This is a genomic window from Clostridium beijerinckii (genome assembly GCA_003129525.1).
GTDB lineage: Bacteria > Bacillota > Clostridia > Clostridiales > Clostridiaceae > Clostridium > Clostridium beijerinckii_D.
This window is the reverse complement of record CP029329.1, coordinates 1,118,882-1,142,500: the sequence shown is the minus strand read 5'-3', so window position 1 is coordinate 1,142,500 and position 23,619 is coordinate 1,118,882. Positions and strand designations below refer to the sequence as shown.

The window sequence follows — 23,619 nt, the reverse complement described above, 5'->3', positions numbered from 1 at the left end:
TATGCCTATTACTATCACTTACTATGCTTTCTTTTATAGGATGTGGAAATAAAACCATTTCATCTACAGATTCCACTAATCCTAGTACCTCTTCCACTACGTCAATACAAGTTCCTAATACTACAGTAACTCCATCAGTTTCATTTGCTCTAACTGATGCTTCTTCATATTTATGTCCATTTGTTTTTAACGGAACTGACTTAATATTTCCTAATCCAGATGAAAATAATAGAATTTCAACAATTCCTGATCCCTTACCAGCTGATATTCTTAAAAGCGAAAATATTACTGATTTTGCTAATTACTCTGCTGATAACATCACATTAATTGATAAAACTATTTATTTTTCTGATGGTTCAAATAATAATGCTTTATGTTCTTTTGATATTGCTAACAAAATTTACACTAACTTAAACACTCATTCAGTACATAATTTAATAGCTGTTAATAATGAATTATTTTATATGAATAAAGATGATGAAAATAAGATTTATAAATATGACACTATAAATTCAAGCTCCATATTAATATGTGCTGAGAATGTTGGATCTTTTATAATCAACGGTGATTTTATTATTTATCAAAATTTAAGTGATAATTCAAAATTATACTCAATTAAAACAGATGGTACTAATAGACAAAAGCTTACTGATTATACCGCTAATAGTTTCGTAGTATTCGAAGGACAATTACTCTTCTTCAATTCTTCTGACAACAATAACTTGTATTCAATAGATCCTTCTACATTAATTTGTAAGCGGCTTTATATTATGAATGGATTCCAATTAAAAATTATTAATAAGTCTTTATATTTTATCAATGGAGATGACTCAAATAACTTATATTCATTATCAGTAGACCTTCAAAATTCAACTGCATCCTATAAACCTGAAATATCTGAAGGAATAAATGACTATTATTTAACCTCTGCTGGTATTTTTTATAATCCAAGCATTAATGTTAACAACATTTACTTCAAGAAATTTTCTATTCAAAGTTAAGACATATAAAAAAATAATAACTCAGTTCACTAGTACATTTGACTCATTATTTTATTTCAATTTGCTAACAACTTTAAAAGGATGTTTGAAAATAATTCATTATAAATTATTTTCAAACATCCTTTTACTATATAATTTCTAAATTAGCACCGTTTGTTCATTCCAAAATTAGATTGTTGTCAATTGCTATAAATAATATCTAAACCTTTTTTAATAATAAATTGTATAACTACAAACCTTTTACTATATCTTTAAATTTATTCCCTCTTACCATGAAATTAGGATACATATCAAATGATGCGCAAGCTGGTGACAACGTAATAATATCTCCTGGCTTAGCTCTATCTTTAGCTATCTTGACAGCATCTTCTAGTGATTCTGCCATTCTTATGGTAGTCTTAATTCCTTTTTCTTGTTCTAATTTGTCAAACACAGCCTTTATTTTATCTTTTGTTGCTCCTATAAGAATTAATTCTTTTATATAATCATAACCTTCATAAGCTAACGGTTCAAAAGGTATATGTTTGTCATAACCACCTGCAATTACTATAACTTTTTTATCAAATGCTTTAAGCCCAGCTAAAGTTCTTGTTGGACTTGAAGCTATGGAATCATTATAGTATCTAACCCCATCTATCTCTCTTACAAGTTCACATCTGTGTTCAACACCCGCGAAGTTTTCTGCAACTTTCTTCATGATTTCTACAGAAACATCATTTTTAGTAGCTATAAATGCAGCAAGGTAATTTTCAACATTATGCATACCCTTAATTACTATATCGTCTTTTTTGCACACTTCCTTTCCTTCAACATAAAGTGTACCGTCTTTATAATATGCTCCATCTGTTATTTCTCTCTTAGAACTGAATTCTTTTACAATTCCCTTTGCTTCTTTTTTAAAGCCATGAGTAATTTCATTTTCTCTGTTTACTATTAATAAATCATTTGAACTTTGATATAAAAAAATATTTTTCTTAGCTTCAATATATTCTTGCATATCCTTATGCATGTCTAAATGATTAGGAGCTAAATTTGTGCATATAGCAATATCTATTTCTTCCGACATAGTCATAAGTTGAAAACTAGATAATTCTAATACAACTCTGTCATCTTCATTTATATCTTCTATTTGTGAAAATAATGGAGTTCCTATGTTTCCTCCAACCCAAGTTTTATATCCTTGTTCTTCTAACAATTTAGAAATAATAGTTGTAGTTGTTGTCTTCCCATCACTACCTGTTATCCCGTATACTTTTCCCTTAGTATATCTTACGAATTCCTCCATTTCAGAAGTAATATATGTTCCTTCTTTTTTAACTTTAACTAATGACTCACTATCAATTCTCATAGACGGTGTCTTAAATACCACATCAAATCCATTAAGATTATTTAAATATCCTTCTCCAAGTTCCAACTTAACACCTTTATTATTAAAATCAGTTGCTACTTCACCAAGTTCCTCTTTAGTCTTCTTATCAAACGCTGTTACTGTAGCACCTAATTCCAATAAAAAATTGATTAATGGAATATTGCTTACTCCAATTCCAACAACTGCAACCTTCTTTCCTAATATGAATCTCTTAAATTCTTTAAAGTCTTTTTTCATTTCTATCCTCCATATTAAAATGATTTATATCTATAGGAATATTCTTTCTTGCTTAGATTTAATTATATCACTATAAAAACTTTCATTCCACATCAACGCGATATTATCCATTGTATCCTTTGTTGTCTATTATTATAATACTTTAAACAAATTATCGCTTTAAGACCTAATTTTGCTATTTAAATAAAATTCTCTGTGAACTTAAATATTATAACAGCCTACTGACAAATGATCAGTAGGCTGTATTTTCTTATTCTTTATTAAAATTCTAAGCTCTTTTCAATATACTTTTCTAATTCACTTATCTTAATTCTTTCTTGTTCCATAGTATCTCTATTTCTAATAGTAACTGCTCCATCTTCTAATGTATCAAAATCAATTGTTATGCAGTAAGGAGTTCCTATTTCATCTTGCCTTCTATATCTTTTACCTATACTTCCTGTTTCATCAAACTCAATATTGAACTTCTTGCTTAAATCTGCATAAATATCCAAAGCTTTTTCTGAAAGCTTTTTAGAAAGAGGTAATATAGCTGCTTTAAATGGAGCTAATGCAGGATGTAAGTGCATTACTGTTCTAACATCTCCGCCTTCTAATTCTTCTTCATCATAAGCTTCAATTAAGAATGCTAACGTAACTCTATCAGCACCCAATGATGGTTCTACAACATATGGTACATACTTTTCATTAGTTGTTTGATCTAAGTAACTTAAATCTTGACCTGAATGTTCTTGATGCTTAGTTAAATCATAGTCAGTTCTATCTGCTATACCCCAAAGCTCACCCCATCCAAATGGGAATAAATATTCTATATCAGAAGTTGCATTCGAATAGAATGACAACTCTTCTTCACCATGGTCTCTCATTCTTAAGTTTTCTGGTTTTACACTTAAGTTAAGTAAGAAATTCCAGCAATATTCCTTCCAATATCTATGCCATTCTAAATCAGTTCCTGGCTTACAGAAAAATTCTAATTCCATTTGTTCAAATTCTCTTGTTCTAAATGTAAAGTTACCAGGAGTAATTTCATTTCTAAAAGATTTACCTATTTGAGCTATCCCGAACGGCACTTTCTTTCTTGAAGTTCTTTGTACCGCTTTAAAATTTACGAATATACCTTGTGCTGTTTCAGGTCTTAAATAAACTTCTGCTTTGGCGTCTTCAGTAACACCTTGGAATGTCTTAAACATAAGATTAAACTTTCTTATATCTGTATAATTCATCTTTCCGCATTTAGGACAAACTATGTTATTACTTTCAATATATTCTTTTAATTGTTCATTTGTCCATCCATCAGCACTAGCTACTTCTGCACCATTTTCTGTCATGTGATCTTCAACTATCTTATCTGCTCTAAATCTTGCTTTACATTCTTTACAATCCATTAATGGATCAGAAAAGCCACCAATGTGTCCCGATGCAACCCAAACTTCTTTGTTCATTAAAATTGCAGAATCTAATCCAACATTGTAAGGACTTTCTTGAACAAACTTCTTCCACCATGCCTTTTTAACATTATTTTTAAATTCTACACCTAAAGGACCGTAATCCCATGAATTTGCTAGCCCACCATATATGTCTGAGCCTGGAAATACAAACCCTCTATTTTTGCAAAGTGCTACAATCTTATCCATTGTTTTTTCTACTGCCATTATTTATCCCTCCAAATATATTTTATTTCATAACTAATATTTATAAAGTCATTGATATTTTCATAAAAATAAAAAGGCTATAAGCACAAAGGGACGAAATTATAATTCCGCGGTTCCACCCTTCTTGGCTTAAGCCCATCTTTCGACTTTACACTCAAAAGCTCCATTCATCTAAAATCAATAACGGCTCCCACCAAACACCATTTCTCTTAAATTGATTTGTAAATTACTATTCTTTTTCAACATGTATATTCAATTCATTAATTAATTTTAACAAAATCCCTTTATATGTCAAGGTTAAAATATTTTCTAAAAAAGTATAAAAAAAATGGCTCCGCGAAGAGGACTCGAACCTCCAACCTATCGGTTAACAGCCGAGTGCTCCACCATTGAGCTATCGCGGAACGTCATTACTTAATCTATTATATCAGTTTTTTCAAATTATGCAACCCTATTTTTATATAAAACATAAAATAATATTAACTATAAATTAAATTAGTTTTATTTTCAAGAAATTGCTTTGAAATATTCCTGTTCTTAGTAACTCATGGATATTAAATAATAAATTTAATATAAAAAAGCTATAGCAAAATTCAATTTCATATGCTATAGCCTATAATCAAGAAAACTTGACTCGTATTCACTCACTAAATAAGTAATTCACACCAAATCATATATTTGGCTTCTCTACTTATATTAAAAAAGTATAAAAAAAATGGCTCCGCGAAGAGGACTCGAACCTCCAACCTATCGGTTAACAGCCGAGTGCTCCACCATTGAGCTATCGCGGAACGTCATTACTTAATCTATTATATCAGCTTTTTTAAATTATGCAACCCTATTTTTATATAAAACATAAAATAATATTAACTATTAATCAAATTAGTTTTGTTTTCAAAAAATTGCTTTGCAATATGCCCATTTCTGGAATATTACACATATTAAATAATAAATTTATATAAAAAGGCTGTAGCAAAAATTCAATTTCATATGCTACAACCTATGATCAAGGAAAATTAATCCGCATTCACTCACTAAACAAGTAATTCACACCAAATCATATATTTGGCTTCCTACTTATATAAAAAAGTATAAAAAAATGGCTCCGCGAAGAGGACTCGAACCTCCAACCTATCGGTTAACAGCCGAGTGCTCCACCATTGAGCTATCGCGGAACGTCATTACTTAATCTATTATATCAGCTTTTTTAAATAATTCAAGCTTTTTAATTATTAAAATTTATTTTTTATTATATAACGGCAAAAACATACTAAAAGAATACTATTTTTCCATCTAAGTTATTTTGCATAACATAATATAGCTAAAAAAATCCATATATATATATATTGCTATATATATATGGATCCTCATTATATCCTAATAGAAATATTCAGTTTTAAAAGTATTATACACTCTTAAATGTTATATTACTTTTGTGGTCTCATTGTTGGGAATAATAGAACATCTCTAATTGATGCTGAATCAGTTAAAAACATTGCAAGTCTATCTATACCCATTCCCATTCCACCTGTTGGTGGCATACCAGTCTCAAGAGCACTCATAAATTGTTCATCTAGCATATATGCTTCATCATCACCAAGTTCTCTTTCATTGGCTTGTTGTTCAAATCTTTGTCTTTGAACTATTGGATCATTTAATTCTGAGTATGCATTACAAAGTTCTCTACCAAATACAAATCCTTCAAATCTTTCAGTAAATTCTGGATTCCCTCTCTTCTTCTTTGTAAGAGGTGAAATTTCAACTGGATAATCCATTACAAACGTAGGTTGAATCATATTTGCTTCACCAAATTCTTCATATAAAGCATTTAATACATCACCCTTTGTTACTTTATCTAAAGGTTTTGCAAATTCTAAATGCTTTTCTTTAGCTATAGCTTGAGCTTCCTCAGCAGATTTAATTTCATTAAAATCTATGCCTGAATATTCCTTCACAGCATCAACCATAGTAATTCTTCTCCATGGTGGCATAAAATCTATTTCAGTACCTTGGTAATTAACCTTAGTAGTTCCATTTATCTTTTCACAAGCATAGGCAATCATATTTTCTGTAATTTCCATCATATCGTTATAATCAGAATATGCTTCATATAATTCAATAGTCGTAAATTCCGGATTATGTCTAACTGACATTCCTTCATTTCTGAAGTTTCTTCCTATTTCATATACTTTTTCAAATCCAGCAACTATTAATCTCTTAAGATACAACTCTGGTGCAATTCTTAAATACATATCCATATCTAAAGTATTATGGTGAGTAATAAATGGTTTTGCTGCTGCTCCACCTGCTATTGCTCCAAGTATTGGAGTTTCTACTTCTAGGAAACCCTTAGTATCTAAGAATTCTCTCATTGCTGAAATAATTTTGCTTCTCTTAATAAAAGTATCTTTTACTTCTAGATTTGTAATTATATCAACTTCTCTTTGTCTATATCTTAAATCAGGATCTTTTAATCCATGCCATTTTTCAGGAAGTGGTTTTAAAGATTTACAATTTAGTTCAAAGGTATTTACATTTACCGATACTTCACCTGTTTTTGTTGTAAATACTTCACCACTTGCTGAAACCCAATCACCTATATCAAGTGTTTTATATTGCTTTAAATTTTCTTCACCAACTTTGTCAATCTTTAAGAATAATTGTATCTTTCCATCTTTATCATATATATCTGAGAATACAACCTTTCCTTGACCTCTTTTAGACATTAATCTTCCTGCAACTGTTACTTCTTTACCTTCTAATGTATCATAATTTGCCTTAACCTCTTCTGATGTATGAGTTCTATTTACTTTATAAACATCAAAAGGATCTTTTCCTGCATTTTGTAACTCTGTTAGTTTATCTCTTCTTAAACCTTCTTGTTCATTATACTGAGACTCTAATTCCTGTATACTAATTTCTTCAGTTGACATATTGTACCTCCAATTAACTTCTACTTATTCCTAGTATTTCAAATTTATTTACTCCATTTGGAACTATCACTTCTAATATAGCGCCCACTTTTTTCCCCATTAAAGCGCTTCCAACTGGCGATTCATTTGATATCTTAAAATTCATAGGATCTGCTTCCGCTGAACCTACTATTGAATATTCTACTTCTTCATCAAATTCATAATCTTTAACTTTAACCTTTGATCCAACTGAAACAATATCACTTGGAATTTCTGATTCATCAACAACAACTGCATTCTTTAACATATTTTCTAATTGAAGTATTCTTCCTTCTGTAAATGCTTGGTCATTCTTAGCTTCATCATATTCAGAGTTTTCACTTAAATCTCCATATCCTAATGCAACCTTTATCTTTTCAGTTATTTCTTTTCTTTTTACTGTCTTTAAATATTCAAGTTCACTTTCTAATTTTTTAACACCTTCATAAGTCATTAAATATTGTTTTGCTTGGCTCATATATTTTACTCCCCTTTAAAACCTTCTATATTTATTAAATTAACAATTACACGCATTAATTTTTTTCAAATTAAGTATTGTACAAATTAACTTAGATAAACTCTGTTATTAAGATATCTTTTAAACAGAGTAAATTAAATTATTTCTTTTAAATAGCCTAAAATAAGCTTTTAACCTTAAAACATTTAACTAATTATAAATCAGCATATTTGATATGTCAACAAATCCTGCCTTAAAGCAATTTGTGCTCTTATCTTCAATTTTCTAAATATTAATAATATGCCCCAAATCATTAGATTATTCTAACTATTATTTATTTGCTAAAATTTACCTTTTAATTCTTCTTTATATTTCATTAAAATTTCAATTACTTTTTTACTATTATCTAAGATATTAATTTGATTTCTAATATCTGTGCATCTTGGAAGACCCTTAATGTACCACGATGCATGTTTTCTCATTTCTCTAATAGCTTTGAATTCACCATCATATTTAATTGCTAATTCATAATGCCTAATGCACATTTCAATTTTTTCTCTATTTGAAATTTCATTAATAGTTTGCCCTTTTAATGCACTGCTCACTTGCCTAAATATCCATGGATTTCCTTGGCTTCCTCTAGCAATCATTATACCATCACAATTAGTAATATCTTTCATTTTAAGAGCGTCTTCCGGCGAAAATACATCTCCATTACCTATTACAGGAACAGAAACACTTTCTTTGATTTTTTTTATTATCTCCCAGTCTGCAACACCTTGATACATCTGTTTTCTTGTTCGTCCATGAATAGTAATTGCATCAACTCCTGCTTGTTCCATCCCTTTTGCGAATTCTACCGCATTAATATTATCCTCATCAAATCCCTTTCGGAATTTAACAGTAACAGGCTTTTTAGAAACCTTTTTTATAGCCTTTACAATTTCATATGCAAGTTCTGGCTCATTCATCAAAGCAGATCCCTCTCCGTTTTTAACTATCTTAGGAGCTGGGCAGCCCATATTTATGTCAATAATGCAAATATCACTTCTATCATTTAATTGTTCTTCACAGATATTTGCCATTATATCTGGTTCCCTTCCAAAAATTTGAACTGCCACTGGTTTTTCTTCATCTGCTATTCTAAGTAAGGCTTGTGTATTTTCACTTCCATAATATAAAGCTTTAGCACTAACCATTTCGGTATAAACTAACCCACATCCCATTTCTTTACATAATCCTCTAAATGATATATCTGTCACACCTGCCATAGGGGCTAAAAATATATTATTCTCAAAAGTTAAATCTCCTATTTTCATTTAGAATGTACTCCTTACTTTTCTATACTATCCATAAACTCTTTCATTCTTAATTTTCCATTTCCTTATTCTTTTTATATAATATATTTAATCCTTCCAATGTTAAATCAGAATCCACCTTATCTATAGCATCAGTTTCTTTAGCTATTAAATTAGCTAATCCTCCCGTTGCTAGTACAAGAGGTTCTTCCTTATACTTAGACTCTTTCATTTCCTGTTTCATCTTTTTAACTATATATTCAACTTGCCCAATATACCCAAATAAAATACCTGATTGCATGCTCGATACTGTATTTTTGCAAATCATATTTTTAGGTACTTCTAATTCTACTCTCGGAAGCTTAGCAGCTCTTTCAAATAAGGCATCTGCTGCAATTCTTATTCCTGGACATATGCATCCTCCAAGGTAATCTCCATTTGCTCGTACTGCACAGAAAGTTGTAGCCGTACCAAAATCTATTATTATTACCGGTCTCTTATAGATCTCATATGCCGCAACAGCATTTACTATTCTGTCCGCTCCAACTTCTCTTGGATTATCATACTTTATATTTATTCCTGTTTTTATTCCTGGTCCAACTATTATAGGTTCATGACAAAAGCATTTCCTTAACATATTTTCTAAAGAATGCATTATATTAGGAACAACAGAAGAAACTATAACTCCAGTAATATCCTTAGGATTAATGTCACTTGAGTTAAATAATTGCATAACTTGTATACCATACTCATCTGATGTTTTATTTCCATCACTCGAAATACGCCAACTAGCTATATATCGTTCTCCATTATGTACTCCCAAAACAATGTTGGTATTACCTGCATCAACAAGTAAAATCATAGAAAGCACCACCTTAATATAGTTAAATTAAAAGCAGCCCGAAGAGCTGCCTTAATTTAGAAATTTACTTAAAAATAACAATATAATTTTAACAATTCTGGTTGATTTGTCAAGGGCTAAAATGTTATTTTAAAATAATACTATTATCTTAAAATAATTTTTACCATTATAATCATATTTTATCTCTATACATTTTATAGTATTTCTTTCATTTTACATTATTAATTTTTATAAATTATTAAAATTCAAACTAGATTTTAGAATAATCCTACTATTTCTCCACTCTTTAATACATCCATCTTATTTGCAGCTGGAACCTTTGGCAGTCCTGGCATAGTCATTATATCTCCTGTTTGAACTATTACAAACCCAGCCCCATTAGAAACTCTAACCTCTTTAACTGTAATATCAAATCCTTCTGGTCTAGCCAAAAGACTAGGATTATCAGATAAAGAATATTGTGTTTTTGCCATACATATAGGTAACTTATCTAATCCAAACTTTTCTAACTCCAGAATTTGTTTTTTAGCAGCAGGAGTATAATTAACTTTATCTGCTCCATAAATTTCTTTAGCTATAGTCAATACCTTTTCTTCAATCGTAGCCTTTTCATCATATATTGGTGCAAAATCAGAATTGTTATTATCTAAAATATCTAATACAATATTTCCAAGTTCAATTCCACCTTCTCCACCTTTAGCCCATACATCTGATAATGCTACTTTAACTCCCATCTTGTCGCAGAAATCCTTTATGAATTGTATTTCTTCATCGCTGTCTGTTACAAATCTGTTTATAGCAACAACAGGTGTAACCTTAAATTTCTTAATATTTTCTACTTGTTTTTCTAAATTAGTTATCCCTTTAGCTAAAGCTTCGACATTTGGAACATTTAGTTCAGTCTTATATACTCCACCGTGGTGTTTTAATGCTCTTATTGTCGCAACAATCACAACACATTCAGGTTTTAATTTTCCATATCTACACTTAATATCAAAGAATTTTTCCGCACCCAAATCAGCACCAAATCCAGCTTCAGTTATTACAACTTCTCCAAGTTTTAAGGCAAGTTTAGTTGCCATTATAGAATTACATCCATGAGCAATATTAGCAAATGGCCCTCCATGTATTAGTGCTGGAGTATTTTCTAACGTTTGAACTAAGTTAGGTTTAATTGCATCTTTCATCAGCAAAGCCATAGCTCCTTGAATTTCTAATTCTTTAACATAAACAGGATTTCCATCTAAATTATAAGCAACTACAATATTTCCCATTCTTTCTTTTAAATCTTCTAAATCACTTGCTAAACATAGTATAGCCATTATTTCGGATGCGACAGTTATATTGAATCCATCTTCTCTAACGAATCCATTAACTTTTCCACCCATTCCAACAACAATATGTCTAAGCGCTCTATCATTCATATCCATAACTCTTTTAAAAACTATTCTTCTAGAATCAATCTTTAAAATATTTCCTTGATGTATATGATTATCTATAGCTGCTGATAATAAGTTATTAGCAGATGTAATAGCATGCATATCACCAGTAAAATGAAGATTAATATCTTCCATAGGAACTACTTGAGCATATCCGCCACCTGCAGCTCCACCTTTAATCCCAAAAACTGGTCCTAGAGATGGTTCTCTTAATGCTATTACAGCCTTTTTACCAAGTTTATTTAGTGCTTGACCAAGCCCTACAGTAACTGTTGACTTTCCCTCACCAGCCGGAGTTGGATTTATAGCCGTTACTAAAACTAACTTTCCATCTTTATTATCTTTAACTTTATCATATACATCTAAAGATATCTTACATTTATATTTTCCATAGTATTCAATGTCATCTTCACAAAGACCTAATTTTTCAGCCACATTTTTTATTGGTTCCATTTTTGCTTCTTGTGCAATTTGAATATCACTTTTCATTTAAGTATTCCTCCTAATTAACCAAAAATCAATTTATTGTACTTAATTATATCATTTCAACCTATGTAATAAAAGTTTTTTCGAATAATAAATAGAAATCTAATCAAAATATTCGTATTATTACTGTTGGATTTTATTTATATTCAAAAAAGACTATCCCAAAATAAAATTATTTTGAAATAGCCTTCTTATTTATTAATTATTCACAAAAATATCTTCAAATTCTTGTGCATCAAGCTTTTCTTTTTCAATTAAGGCTTGAGCCACAGCATGTAATTTATTTACGTTTTCTTTTAATAATTTATTCGCCTTATCATAAGCTTCGTCTATAAATTTCTTGATTTCTTTGTCTATTTTAGAACCAACTTCTTCACTAAATTCTCTTCCTTTACCTAAATCTCTTCCAAGGAAAATTTCATCATGGCCTGAAGTATTGTAAGATATCGTTCCAATTTCATCACTCATACCATAATCCATAACCATACTTCTAGCTATATGACTAGCTCTATCTATATCGTTTTTAGCACCAGTGCTTATATCTCCAAGAATTAGCTTCTCAGCAACCCTTCCGCCTAAAAGTCCAATCATTTCATCTTCTAGTTTAGATTTAGATGTATAAGAAGTATCTTCTTTAGGAAGATGCATAGTATACCCTCCAGCTCTTCCTCTTGGAATTACACTTATTTCATGAACTGGATCACAATTAGGAAGCAATCTCATAACAACTGCATGACCAGCTTCATGGTAAGCTGTTAGCTTCCTATCATGCTCAGTTATTATCCTACTCTTTTTTTCTGGCCCCGCAATAACTTTAGTTATTGCCTCTTCCATTTCAGACATTGATATTTGTTTCTTATCTCTTCTAACTGCAAGTAATGCAGCTTCATTTGTTAAATTTTCTAAATCTGCACCAGAAAAACCTGGAGTTCTCTTGGCTAGTATATCCAATTTCACATCATCTCTAAGAGGTTTCTTTTTTGTATGAACCTTAAGAATTTCTTCTCTACCTTTTATATCAGGAGCCCCAACCATTATTTGTCTATCAAATCTTCCTGGTCTTAATAATGCAGGGTCTAATATGTCAGGTCTGTTTGTAGCCGCTATCATAACGATACCTTCATTGACACCAAATCCATCCATCTCAACAAGAAGTTGATTTAATGTTTGTTCTCTTTCATCATGTCCGCCACCTAGTCCAGCACCTCTCTGTCTTCCAACAGCATCGATTTCATCTATAAATATTATACAAGGTGAATTCTTTTTAGCTTCTTCAAATAGACTTCTAACTCTAGATGCACCAACTCCAACAAACATTTCAACAAAGTCTGAACCAGATATAGTGAAGAATGGAACTCCAGCTTCTCCTGCTATTGCTTTTGCAAGTAAAGTTTTCCCAGTTCCAGGAGGTCCAACTAATAATACTCCCTTGGGTATTCTTGCTCCCATTTGTAAGTATCTTGCTGGTAACTTTAAAAAATCAACTATTTCTTCAAGCTCTGCTTTTTCTTCATCAGCACCTGCTATATCATTAAATGTAACAGTTTGGCTTTCCGGTGTCACCATTTTTGCTTTACTCTTACCAAAATTCATAACGCCTCTTCCACTGCCTCCACTTTGAGACTGTTGCGTAAATATGAACAAAAATATAAAAACAATTACTGCCATAAATATAAACGGAAGCAATGTTGCAATCCATGTGGCGTTATTAGATGGTTTCTGAAAAACCACATTAACATCTACATTAGGTTGATTTTGTATTAGCGAACTAACAAGTTCCCCTGGAGCATAAGTAATAAAGGTTTTATTATCAGTGGTTTTCCCCTCTATTGTCATACTATCTTCTTTAATTACAACACTTTCTATTTCATTTGCATTCCATTTTTGTACGAATGCACTATACGCCATTTCGCTAGAACCTTTTCCTGTTTGCCACATAGTAACTGCTGCTAAAACTAGCATAACTGAACATACAATCCATACAGCTGCGCTTGAATATTTTTTCATTCAAGGCCCCCCTCTCTCATCATATTTAAAATTTTACCATAGGAATATTCTTATTACAATAAAATTGCAATTTCTATTTTTCATATACTTCAGGTTTTAATATCCCTATAAATGGTAAATTTCTATATTTTTCAGCATAGTCTATTCCATATCCAACTATGAATCCATCAGGAACTTCAAATCCAATATATTTTACATCTAAATCAGATGTTCTTCTTGCTTGTTTATTTAATAGTGCAACTATTTCTATGCTATTAGCTTTCCTTGCTTTTAAATACTTAAGCAAATATGTTAAGGTAACTCCTGTATCAACAATGTCTTCAACCACTAAAATATCTTTACCTTCAATATTATTATCTAAATCTTTTAAGATTCTTACAACACCAGAAGTCTCTGTAGAACTTCCATAACTTGATACCGCCATAAAGTCTATTTCACAATGAATAGATATGTTCTTTATTAACTCTGCAGCAAATATTACTGATCCCTTTAATATTCCAACTACAATTAAATCTTTTCCTTTATAATCCTTACTTATTTCACTAGCTAATTCTTTAATTCTTTTACTTAAAGCCTCTTCTGAAAATAATATTTCTTGTATATCTTGTTTCATATCAATATTCCTTTCTTTCAACAATTACTTTTAATATATTTTTACTTATGTTTGTAAGCTTATATTCTTCTGATGTCCTAATTCCAAAAATCCATGCAATTTTTTCATCAAAACATAAAATAGGAATATTATTTCTTTCTTCTTTAGGTATTTTCATATCAATAAAAATATCTTTTAATTTTTTACTTCCCTTCATACCTAAAGGAATGATTCTATCTCCATCCCTTCTACCTCTTATTGAAATATTATTATTTATTTTATCGAAATCAAAATATTTTATTAAATTGTTTTGATTTAAGCTTGCATCATTAATTTCACAATTTTCCACTATAAAAAATTCAATCCTAAAATCATTAAATTCTAGTTTATGCTTATTTATATTATTTTTATTTATATTTATCTCTTCTTTTTTATTATTTATATAACGTTTTTCCATTTTATTTTTTATGTATATATCGCCATAAATATTTTCAGCATAAATTCCATTAGGCAAATCTACTGATTTCCCAGAATTATTTTTTGCTAAGTGCGAAATTTCATATATATGCCTCATTTCAAAATCATAATTTGATTTTGAGTATTTAGTTATAGCACGTCTTAACACTCTACTAACAATAGCATCTTCTTCTTTAAACATATCCTTTTTTATTATAAAATAGGCATCGTATCTTATACAATATTTATTGTATAAATCTAATGATAAATTTTCAAGAAATTCATTATCTTTTTGTAACAGTAATGACATTCTATTTAATGTCTGTATTATATCTTCATTAAAGTTTTCCTTCATATATGGTAGCAAGTCTAATCTTATCTTATTTCTATTATAAACTCTCTCAAAATTAGTCTTATCAATTCTAGGATTTAATTTTTTTAATTCAATATATTTCTCTACTTCTTCTCTGCTTAGGCATAAAATAGGCCTTATTATTTTATTATCTCTAGAAGCTTTAATGCCTCCAAGTCCTTCAAGACCTGTTCCTCTCATAAGCCTAAATAAAATTGTTTCTGCTTGATCATTTGCATTGTGTGCAGTAGCAACCTTATCAAAACCCTCTTCTTCTACAATCTCATCAAAGAAATCATACCTAGCACTTCTTCCTGCCATTTCAGAAGATAATTTATGATCCTTAGCATAAGTATTTATATCTACACGCTTTACAAAACACTTTATCCCCTTTTCATTACATATATTTACTGCATATTCTTCATCTTTAAAGGCATCTTCACCTCGTAGAAGATGATTTAAATGAGCAGCTGCTATATCTATATTTAGCTCTTTTTTTAATTCAAATAAAATATTCAAAAGACATATAGAGTCTGGTCCTCCAGAAAGAGCAACTAAAATTTTATCTCCAGATTTAATTAATTTATTATCTTTAATATAAGATAGTACTTTTTTACACAAAAATAAACACTCCTATTTATCTATAAGTCATATCAAAATAGACTAGCATATTGACTTGTTGTTTTTTGAATATGCCTAAATATTATATATATTACTTTATACTATATTTTACGTATATATGTTTTAAATGTAAATATTATTATCAAAAAAATATAATTAATTACCTACAACATTTTTGCTTTATATGCGTAATACCTAGATTGTTCAAACAGAAATTATAAATAACTATTTTGTAATTAATTTATAAATTAAAGCTTTGAAGTAGCTTTTAGGTACATAAAAGAAAATAACAAGTCAATTATGCGATGTCTATTTTGTATCAAATAAGAGTATGTTTCCCCCATAGTAAGCTACTAGGTGAACATACCGACGTAGTATTATACAAAATAGACTAGCCTGCTGACTTATTACTTTTTTCAATGTGCTTAATAATATTTTAAGTATCTAAATACACCCTTGACACTATTACTGTCATATCATCTTTAACAACACCATTGCTCAATGTCTTTGCCATATCTAATATTTTTTTTGACAGCTCTTTAGGATCTGCATTAATATCTTTTAAATATTCTTCTATCCAAGTGGACTTTCCAGAATTAAATTTATCAATATCTAAAATACCATCGCTTACATTGATTAGAATATCTCCAGGTTTTAATACTCTTTTTATCACTTCTACTTCTACTTCATCTACAAGTCCGAAAGGTAAATTTTTAGAATTGATAGATTCCACTTCATGACCGCTCTTAATAAAACTAGGTGCCGCTCCTATTTTCACAAAGATTGTATCCCCATTATATAAATTTACTTTATTTAAATCTAGAGTAGCATACTTTTCGTCTTCTGCAAATCTCATACCCATTATAGAATTTACGGTATTTACGGTTATATCTTCATTAAATCCCGCCTCCATAAGTTTCTCTACTAAATCCACGGTTGCCTTACTTTCTTCGCCAGCTTCAGGTCCTGAACCCATCCCGTCACTTAATATTGTCATATAACTTCCATTAGCAGTTTTTCCAAAACTATAATTATCTCCTGTTTGATTCTCTCCACATTTCGATTCCATTGCTCCATATGATACTATATAGTACTTTGGTTTTTCTTCTATTATAATAATACACTCATTTGTCTTGGGATTAATATTGCATCCATCATCTCCAATACATAATTTCATTCTCATAGAATTGCTTAATAAAGAAACTATATTTTTTTCACAGTAATTAGATCCTTCACAATTATTCATGCTTATTCTAATTTTCATTCTACCGTTTTTATCTATATAGCAAAAAATATCATTATAATAAATTGAATTTTTATTGAATATGCGTTTTACTAATCTCTCTAAATCCGTATCTATAGTGACCTCTCTTTTAAAATCATTTAGAAGATTATCTAATGTACTTGATATATTAGATATATGAGCTGATAATATATTTTTTCCTTCTTCCAACCTTTCCTTTATCGCTTCATTTACATTGTAATTATTTACAATTCCTTCCGTGCTCCTTAAAAGAGTAAAATTTTTGACACATCTCTTTTCTAAATCTGTTGGTATAGCTATTTCTCCATCCTCATAGCTCTGTATTAACATTTGAAAAGAATTGAAGGTTTGATGAAAATCCCTCTTCCAACATAAAGGCTTATTTTCACAATTTGAGCAACTCCTATCTGCTAAATTTTCTACTAAAGCACTTCCCTTTGATTTAATCAATAAATTTTTATTATCATTAGTATTTCCTAAACATTTTGACACAGTAGCTAATACACTTGTGAGTTCTTTTAGCTTATACGTAAATTCCTCCTTTATTACATTTAATTGAATCTCTCCTAATGATTCTTTCTTCTTATATGGATTTATTTCAACTTCAATACGTTTATATACAGGCTTTGGAATACATAAAAATAAAATTGAACTAGATAAAACCTCAATTCCTAATTTTAATGTTATTGCATTAGAATATAGTGCTAACGCAAAATAAATTATTATGCCTGAAAGTATTGAAAATATTTTTCCTGTCTCTTTAAAAATTCCAACTACGAGCCCTCCAACTCCAAAAAAGGCTACACTGTACATCATATCTCCAGATGCGACTCCAATCATTATTCCCATTGAAACTCCAATCATAGCTCCATATGTTGCTCCACCAACATAGGCAATTGTTAGAACCAATGTTAATGCACCTATGTTTCTTATAGAATAATTACTAAAATTGACATTACCTATTCCAGCAACTAACAAACATAAAAATATTCCGATGCTAACTATTTCTTCTGAAGAAAAAAAATAGTTAGTATTAATCTCTTCCAAGGAATTTAGTGCATATCTTATAACATAAGATATTGGCATAACAATTAATGTTTGTAGTAAACCTAAAGTTATGTTTACTCCTAATTCATATTTATTAACTAAAAATCCATAAACAAAGAAACTACATAAAATTATTGCAAAAGCTGCTAGTTCCTTTTTTCTTTTTTTATCAGGTGCTATAAAGCTATAGTATATTGTTATTAAGGTCACAGCTACTAAATATACATATCCATCTGATAATAAATTATCAATTGTTAAATATCCTATGCTAACTCCAATTGCTGCGCATAAACTATTTTTTTTATTTTCTTTTGTAATAACAGCTATTAAATAAGCTATTCCAACTGGAGCTATTCCACTACTATTTGATTGATTTAATAATAAATTTACTCGCCCAAGTAAAATTCCTACTATTAAGATCACTCCTAATTTTGCTATAGATGCTTGCATCCATATTTTTCTTTTTACATTTTTCACTTCATTTATTTCTTTGTATTTATTTACATCTAATCCATATTGCACATCGGTTCGCCTCATTTCCAAATAATGTAAAGTAAGTATATCATTTTAACTTTACGATAAATGTCATAAGATGTTTCTCTTATAAAGTTTTCGTAGGACAACTTCATCTAAATTTCTCTATTATCTAATGATATAGTAGATTATTTTCTTTATCCTAAATTTCATTCAGCTTATCCTAAGTCCATATATAATCAACCTTTTAAGCCTATTGATTTATTTTTTCTTTAATAATTAATTTGTCGTTAATATTCTTTTATTAGAAATTTATATATAATTATTTTTTCATAAAACTTTAAAACTTAAATAACCACTTCTAATGTCAATTTTTTCGTTACCAGAATGAATTTCTAAATAACTTAAACAGACTCACAATATAATTTTGTATTATACAATAATATAAAAGGAGTTTAATGTAAAATAATTCAGAAAATTATTTTACATTAAACTCCTTTTATATCCTTATCTGATGTATAGCAGTACTTTACTCATTAGAGATGGGCTAATCAAAAAATATATACACTCTTAATTGGATGATATTATGACTACCGTGGTTACATAGTGCTTCTTTATGATAAGTACATCCAACTAAACTCAAGTATATCTATAATCTTAGTTTTATAATGTATTTAATATGAATCATTACCATATTAATATTAATATCAAAAAAGACTTAAGCTATTGCTTAAGTCTTTTGGTGCCGAAGACCGGAATCGAACCGGTACGGTGTTTAACTACCGCAGGATTTTAAGTCCTGTGCGTCTGCCAGTTCCGCCACTTCGGCATATTTATTACATTCAAAATATAAAAGTAATTTACGACACTTCAGATTTTATCTGAATACTTATAAAATAAGATATCTTATTTTATGGTTGCGGGGACAGGACTTGAACCTACGACCTTCGGGTTATGAGCCCGACGAGCTACCAACTGCTCCACCCCGCGTTATTATATTTTATCATATATAGTACCAAGACATAAACCTAACTTATATGATATTTAATCACATAAAATTTCGTATATTGTATATTTATCAATTCTGTATACCTTGCTAGTAAAATGGTATTTTAACCTATACTACCTCAAATATAAATGAATTGTCTTAACCAACTGATTATTACTCAGCTACATTAATGGTTGCGGGGACAGGACTTGAACCTACGACCTTCGGGTTATGAGCCCGACGAGCTACCAACTGCTCCACCCCGCGTTATTATATTATACTATATATGGTGCCGAAGACCGGAATCGAACCGGTACGGTGTTTAACTACCGCAGGATTTTAAGTCCTGTGCGTCTGCCAGTTCCGCCACTTCGGCACATATTGGTAGCGGAAATAGGACTTGAACCTACGACACCTCGGGTATGAACCGAGTGCTCTAGCCAGCTGAGCTATTCCGCCATATTAATGGTTGCGGGGACAGGACTTGAACCTACGACCTTCGGGTTATGAGCCCGACGAGCTACCAACTGCTCCACCCCGCGTTATTATGTTATATTATATATATGGTGCCGAAGACCGGAATCGAACCGGTACGGTGTTTAACTACCGCAGGATTTTAAGTCCTGTGCGTCTGCCAGTTCCGCCACTTCGGCACATGTTGGTAGCGGAAATAGGACTTGAACCTACGACACCTCGGGTATGAACCGAGTGCTCTAGCCAGCTGAGCTATTCCGCCATATTAATGGTTGCGGGGACAGGACTTGAACCTACGACCTTCGGGTTATGAGCCCGACGAGCTACCAACTGCTCCACCCCGCGTTATTATATTTTATCATATATATAGTACCAAGACATAAACCAAACTTATATGATATTTAATCACATAAAATTTCGTATATTGTATATTTATCAATTCTGTATACCTTGCTAGTAAAATGGTATTTTAACCTATACTACCTCAAATATAAATGAATTGTCTTAACTAACTGATTATTACTCAGCTACATTAATGGTTGCGGGGACAGGACTTGAACCTACGACCTTCGGGTTATGAGCCCGACGAGCTACCAACTGCTCCACCCCGCGTTATTATATTATACTATATATGGTGCCGAAGACCGGAATCGAACCGGTACGGTGTTTAACTACCGCAGGATTTTAAGTCCTGTGCGTCTGCCAGTTCCGCCACTTCGGCATATCATCAAAAACTAAGTCTCAACGACAAAGCTAATTATAGTATATAATCTTTATACTGTCAATAAAAATATTATTATATTTTTTTTCACTTGAAATTTATAGTAATATCCTAAAGATTTGTGTATTTATCTCAAATTACTTTCAGCTCTATTATATTATGTAAATCCATAAATTATAATATATTATTTATAAATTTATAATGTAGAATAAAATATAAAAAAATACGAAAATATCCTTTACTAATTTATTCTACATTTTTAATTTATTAAATAATCTTTATATTGATTTGTTTACAACCTAAAATACTATTGGCCTTTTTTTCCACCTTTTCCCTTAAATTCTTGGTGTTTCTTTACATCTTGCATTCTTTCTTCACTATCTTTTAAGAATTTAGACATAATATCTTCGAAATTTCCTGTATTATTAGGCTTCCTTTTTTCAGTTACCTTCCAGTCAATTTCTGCTGGTTTAATCGATTTTTTTTGAATATTTGCTTGTTTTATTGAAAGACTGATTTTACCGTTATCATCAATTGAGATAACTTTTACTTTTACTTTATCTTGTTCTTTAAGATGTTCTCTAATATCCTTTACGTAAGAATCTGCAACTTCTGAAATATGAACTAATCCAGTTTTGCCTTCAACTTCAATAAAAGCTCCAAAATTTGTGATGTTTATTACTGTGCCCTCTACTATGTTTCCTGCCATTAAGGTCATGTTTAAAAGACTCCTCCTTAAATTTAAAAAATATATAAATTTATAAGAACAAATGCTATTATGCAAGAGTTCTTTAATTTAAAATACAAATTTAATTATTATTTAATTGTTATCATTTTATTCAGAGTTTTATAAGCTTTTCTATACAAGGAAAGTTAATTAGGACTTTGGTCTATCATCTCACCATTAACAACTTTTTCTCCCGGCTTAATCATTCCAAGTCTCTCCCGGGCTAATTTTTCAAGATAATCTGATGAATCTGAATTAATTTTCTCAACTTCATCTTGAAGTCTATCATTCTTTTGCTTAACTTCATCTAACTGCAATTGCTTATTATCAATTTCTTTTTGAATTCTGCTCATGGTTACATTTTGCCTAATATAGCTAAAAACAAAGAAAACAATGCATCCAGCAATTACTATTCTTTTTAATATTAACTTTTTTTCCATCTTATAGAACCTCTATTTTACAAATTCTCTTAAGTCTATTGTAAACACTATACTACTATTATTCAAGTAATTTTTTATTATTTCCTTCTATCTGCAATTTTATATGCAATTATTTTTAATGGATACCATATGTTTTTTGATAATATTCGAATTAATTTATAAAATAATCTTGCTATTACCATTTCACTAGCATAAAAATATTCACTAATAAATTTACAATATAATAAAATAGCAATAATTATAAAAGCATATACATAGGGAGTTAAAAACGCATAATTTGTATATAGCAAAAAAGTAAATACAACTAAAGCAATAAGTATACAAAATAATATATCTTCTATTATTGTTAATATCTTTATAGAGTTTACGCCTCTTATCCCTCTATATATATCAAACAACATTCCTGCTATAAACCCTCCAACTAGGCTGCATATAACAAGACTAATTTGCATATTTAATTCTAACGGCATACTATTTCTACTTAAATAATCTACTTATTATACTTTCGTTGCTCTTTTTTGATACTTTTCCATTATACACTATAGCTGCAATACTCCCGGCAACTATAACATCACCATTTTGTACATCTAATTTATTCATTTTTAACTCTTCTCCCTTAATAGTTAAGTTACCTAAATTAGTAGTTAAATCTATTTTCTGTTCATCAAAACTTATAACTTCAATAACGCCACTTAAAGATAACCTTTTTCTGTCTTCTAGAACTAAATTAGATTTATTATTTTCTATTTTATTTTCCACTTTTTTCTCCACTAAAAATTCCTCCATTCATTCTTCTTGAACATATTCCCAAAATAGTAAGACAAGATATACAAGCATACCAGTCTATTGTTTTTTGAATATGCCTTATACAATATATGTTTATATATTATAATTTAGAATGTGGAATTATTAATGCTTCTAGTCTATTGCTGATAGTTCTCTTCCATATACTAAACAAAGAGCAGCTAAACTGAATTAGTTTTACTACTCACTATCTTCTTCACCTTCAATAATTACATACATTGCTTTTGCATCTTCTTTCCTTACATGCTCTGCTATATTAATTATCTCTGCTTTTAATGTTCTATTAGCAAATGTTATTTGAATTATGTCACCTTCTTTTATTTTAGTAGAAGGCTTTGCTACTTTATCATTTATTAATATACGGCCACTCTCGCATATCTCTTTTGCTATAGTTCTTCTCTTTATAATACGAGATACTTTTAAATATTTATCTAATCTCATACTTTTCTCCTTTATTAAAAGAACCCGAGAAAACTCGGGTTCATATTTATTCGTCCTGACTTGTATTTTATTTCTTGTTAACTTTATCTTTAAACTCTTTACCAGCTTTAAATACTGGAACTGTTGTTGCAGGAATGTTTATAACTTCTTTAGTTCTAGGATTTCTTCCTTCTCTAGCTGCTCTTTCTCTTGTTTCGAAAGTTCCAAAACCAACTAATTGAACTTTTTCACCCTTTTCTAATGATTCCTCAACACTTTCAATTAAAGCTTTTAATGCTAATTCTGCATCTTTTTTTGTTAACTTACTCTTTTCTGCCATACTAGTTATTAATTCTGCTTTATTCATAATGACATCCTCCTTAAAATCCAGTTATATATTTTCTAACTGCTTTCTTTATGTACTAAATTGCACTTCTTTATTATATAACCTCTTCAGCTACCCGTCTATAGAAAAACGCT

The 23,619-nt window shown here is 30.0% G+C and carries 18 protein-coding genes and 14 tRNA genes (1 of these 32 running past the window's edge); 1 reads left to right on the top strand and 31 read right to left on the bottom strand.

Features of this window, described 5'->3' with window-relative positions:
* Window positions 1-1,001, top strand: the 3' portion of a protein-coding gene (locus DIC82_04815; protein AWK50394.1) for a DUF5050 domain-containing protein. 16 nt of this gene lie to the left of the window's left edge; the window shows 1,001 of its 1,017 coding nt (coding positions 17-1,017); the start codon falls outside the window, past its left edge; the stop codon is at window positions 999-1,001.
* A gap of 229 nt (window positions 1,002-1,230) precedes the next feature.
* Here the strand turns inward: DIC82_04815 and DIC82_04810 are convergent, their stop codons facing one another.
* The 31 genes from DIC82_04810 to DIC82_04660 form a co-directional block, all read right to left on the bottom strand.
* Window positions 1,231-2,607: a UDP-N-acetylmuramoyl-L-alanine--D-glutamate ligase gene (locus DIC82_04810; GenBank protein ID AWK50393.1), complete on the bottom strand. Its 1,377-nt coding sequence runs from the start codon at window positions 2,605-2,607 to the stop codon at window positions 1,231-1,233.
* Between the two features lie 260 nt (window positions 2,608-2,867).
* A complete protein-coding gene (locus tag DIC82_04805) occupies window positions 2,868-4,259 on the bottom strand; it encodes a glycine--tRNA ligase (GenBank protein AWK50392.1) in 1,392 nt (463 codons plus the stop codon).
* 329 nt (window positions 4,260-4,588) lie between these two features.
* Window positions 4,589-4,663 (bottom strand) — tRNA-Asn (locus DIC82_04800).
* Between the two features lie 312 nt (window positions 4,664-4,975).
* A tRNA-Asn gene (locus DIC82_04795) sits at window positions 4,976-5,050 on the bottom strand.
* A gap of 309 nt (window positions 5,051-5,359) precedes the next feature.
* Window positions 5,360-5,434, bottom strand: a tRNA-Asn gene (locus DIC82_04790).
* A 252-nt stretch (window positions 5,435-5,686) separates the two neighbouring features.
* On the bottom strand, window positions 5,687-7,192 hold the full coding sequence (gene lysS, locus DIC82_04785; GenBank protein ID AWK50391.1) for a lysine--tRNA ligase: 1,506 nt from the start codon (window positions 7,190-7,192) through the stop codon (window positions 5,687-5,689).
* Window positions 7,193-7,205: 13 nt separating this feature from the next.
* Window positions 7,206-7,688, bottom strand: a complete 483-nt coding sequence (locus DIC82_04780) for a transcription elongation factor GreA (protein AWK50390.1) — start codon at window positions 7,686-7,688, stop codon at window positions 7,206-7,208.
* Window positions 7,689-8,008: 320 nt separating this feature from the next.
* Window positions 8,009-8,986, bottom strand: a complete 978-nt coding sequence (locus DIC82_04775) for a tRNA dihydrouridine synthase DusB (GenBank protein ID AWK50389.1) — start codon at window positions 8,984-8,986, stop codon at window positions 8,009-8,011.
* 49 nt (window positions 8,987-9,035) lie between these two features.
* Window positions 9,036-9,827 carry a type III pantothenate kinase gene (locus DIC82_04770; protein ID AWK50388.1) on the bottom strand — a complete coding sequence of 264 codons (792 nt, stop codon included), beginning with the start codon at window positions 9,825-9,827 and terminating at the stop codon, window positions 9,036-9,038.
* Between the two features lie 257 nt (window positions 9,828-10,084).
* The gene (locus tag DIC82_04765; protein AWK50387.1) at window positions 10,085-11,755 is read right to left on the bottom strand and encodes a formate--tetrahydrofolate ligase; all 1,671 of its coding nucleotides are present in this window, start codon (window positions 11,753-11,755) and stop codon (window positions 10,085-10,087) included.
* A 195-nt stretch (window positions 11,756-11,950) separates the two neighbouring features.
* Entirely contained in the window at window positions 11,951-13,759 is a 1,809-nt protein-coding gene (locus DIC82_04760; GenBank protein ID AWK50386.1) for a cell division protein FtsH, read from the bottom strand.
* A gap of 73 nt (window positions 13,760-13,832) precedes the next feature.
* Complete coding sequence (hpt, locus tag DIC82_04755; GenBank protein AWK50385.1) at window positions 13,833-14,372, bottom strand: hypoxanthine phosphoribosyltransferase; 540 nt, start codon at window positions 14,370-14,372, stop codon at window positions 13,833-13,835.
* A gap of 1 nt (window position 14,373) precedes the next feature.
* The gene (tilS, locus tag DIC82_04750; GenBank protein AWK50384.1) at window positions 14,374-15,780 is read right to left on the bottom strand and encodes a tRNA lysidine(34) synthetase TilS; all 1,407 of its coding nucleotides are present in this window, start codon (window positions 15,778-15,780) and stop codon (window positions 14,374-14,376) included.
* Window positions 15,781-16,216: 436 nt separating this feature from the next.
* Entirely contained in the window at window positions 16,217-18,628 is a 2,412-nt protein-coding gene (spoIIE, locus tag DIC82_04745) for a stage II sporulation protein E (protein AWK50383.1), read from the bottom strand.
* 677 nt (window positions 18,629-19,305) lie between these two features.
* A tRNA-Leu gene (locus tag DIC82_04740) sits at window positions 19,306-19,394 on the bottom strand.
* A gap of 85 nt (window positions 19,395-19,479) precedes the next feature.
* Window positions 19,480-19,555 (bottom strand) — tRNA-Met (locus DIC82_04735).
* A 189-nt stretch (window positions 19,556-19,744) separates the two neighbouring features.
* Window positions 19,745-19,820 (bottom strand) — tRNA-Met (locus DIC82_04730).
* Between the two features lie 20 nt (window positions 19,821-19,840).
* Window positions 19,841-19,929, bottom strand: a tRNA-Leu gene (locus DIC82_04725).
* A gap of 6 nt (window positions 19,930-19,935) precedes the next feature.
* Window positions 19,936-20,012: transfer RNA gene (locus tag DIC82_04720), tRNA-Met, on the bottom strand.
* 7 nt (window positions 20,013-20,019) lie between these two features.
* Window positions 20,020-20,095, bottom strand: a tRNA-Met gene (locus DIC82_04715).
* Window positions 20,096-20,117: 22 nt separating this feature from the next.
* Window positions 20,118-20,206, bottom strand: a tRNA-Leu gene (locus tag DIC82_04710).
* A gap of 6 nt (window positions 20,207-20,212) precedes the next feature.
* Window positions 20,213-20,289: transfer RNA gene (locus DIC82_04705), tRNA-Met, on the bottom strand.
* Window positions 20,290-20,296: 7 nt separating this feature from the next.
* Window positions 20,297-20,372: transfer RNA gene (locus DIC82_04700), tRNA-Met, on the bottom strand.
* Between the two features lie 191 nt (window positions 20,373-20,563).
* A tRNA-Met gene (locus tag DIC82_04695) sits at window positions 20,564-20,639 on the bottom strand.
* 20 nt (window positions 20,640-20,659) lie between these two features.
* Window positions 20,660-20,748, bottom strand: a tRNA-Leu gene (locus DIC82_04690).
* A gap of 307 nt (window positions 20,749-21,055) precedes the next feature.
* Window positions 21,056-21,466 (bottom strand): RNA-binding protein S1, encoded by a 411-nt coding sequence (locus tag DIC82_04685; protein AWK50382.1) that lies wholly within the window; start codon window positions 21,464-21,466, stop codon window positions 21,056-21,058.
* Between the two features lie 155 nt (window positions 21,467-21,621).
* The gene (locus tag DIC82_04680) at window positions 21,622-21,915 is read right to left on the bottom strand and encodes a septum formation inhibitor MinC (GenBank protein ID AWK50381.1); all 294 of its coding nucleotides are present in this window, start codon (window positions 21,913-21,915) and stop codon (window positions 21,622-21,624) included.
* Window positions 21,916-21,992: 77 nt separating this feature from the next.
* Window positions 21,993-22,385, bottom strand: coding sequence for a spore cortex biosynthesis protein YabQ (gene yabQ, locus DIC82_04675; protein AWK50380.1), 393 nt, complete (start codon window positions 22,383-22,385; stop codon window positions 21,993-21,995).
* A gap of 7 nt (window positions 22,386-22,392) precedes the next feature.
* Window positions 22,393-22,686 (bottom strand): sporulation protein YabP, encoded by a 294-nt coding sequence (yabP, locus tag DIC82_04670; GenBank protein ID AWK50379.1) that lies wholly within the window; start codon window positions 22,684-22,686, stop codon window positions 22,393-22,395.
* Between the two features lie 213 nt (window positions 22,687-22,899).
* The gene (locus tag DIC82_04665) at window positions 22,900-23,160 is read right to left on the bottom strand and encodes an RNA-binding protein (protein AWK50378.1); all 261 of its coding nucleotides are present in this window, start codon (window positions 23,158-23,160) and stop codon (window positions 22,900-22,902) included.
* Between the two features lie 67 nt (window positions 23,161-23,227).
* Complete coding sequence (locus DIC82_04660; protein AWK50377.1) at window positions 23,228-23,506, bottom strand: DNA-binding protein; 279 nt, start codon at window positions 23,504-23,506, stop codon at window positions 23,228-23,230.
* Window positions 23,507-23,619: the final 113 nt, after the last annotated feature.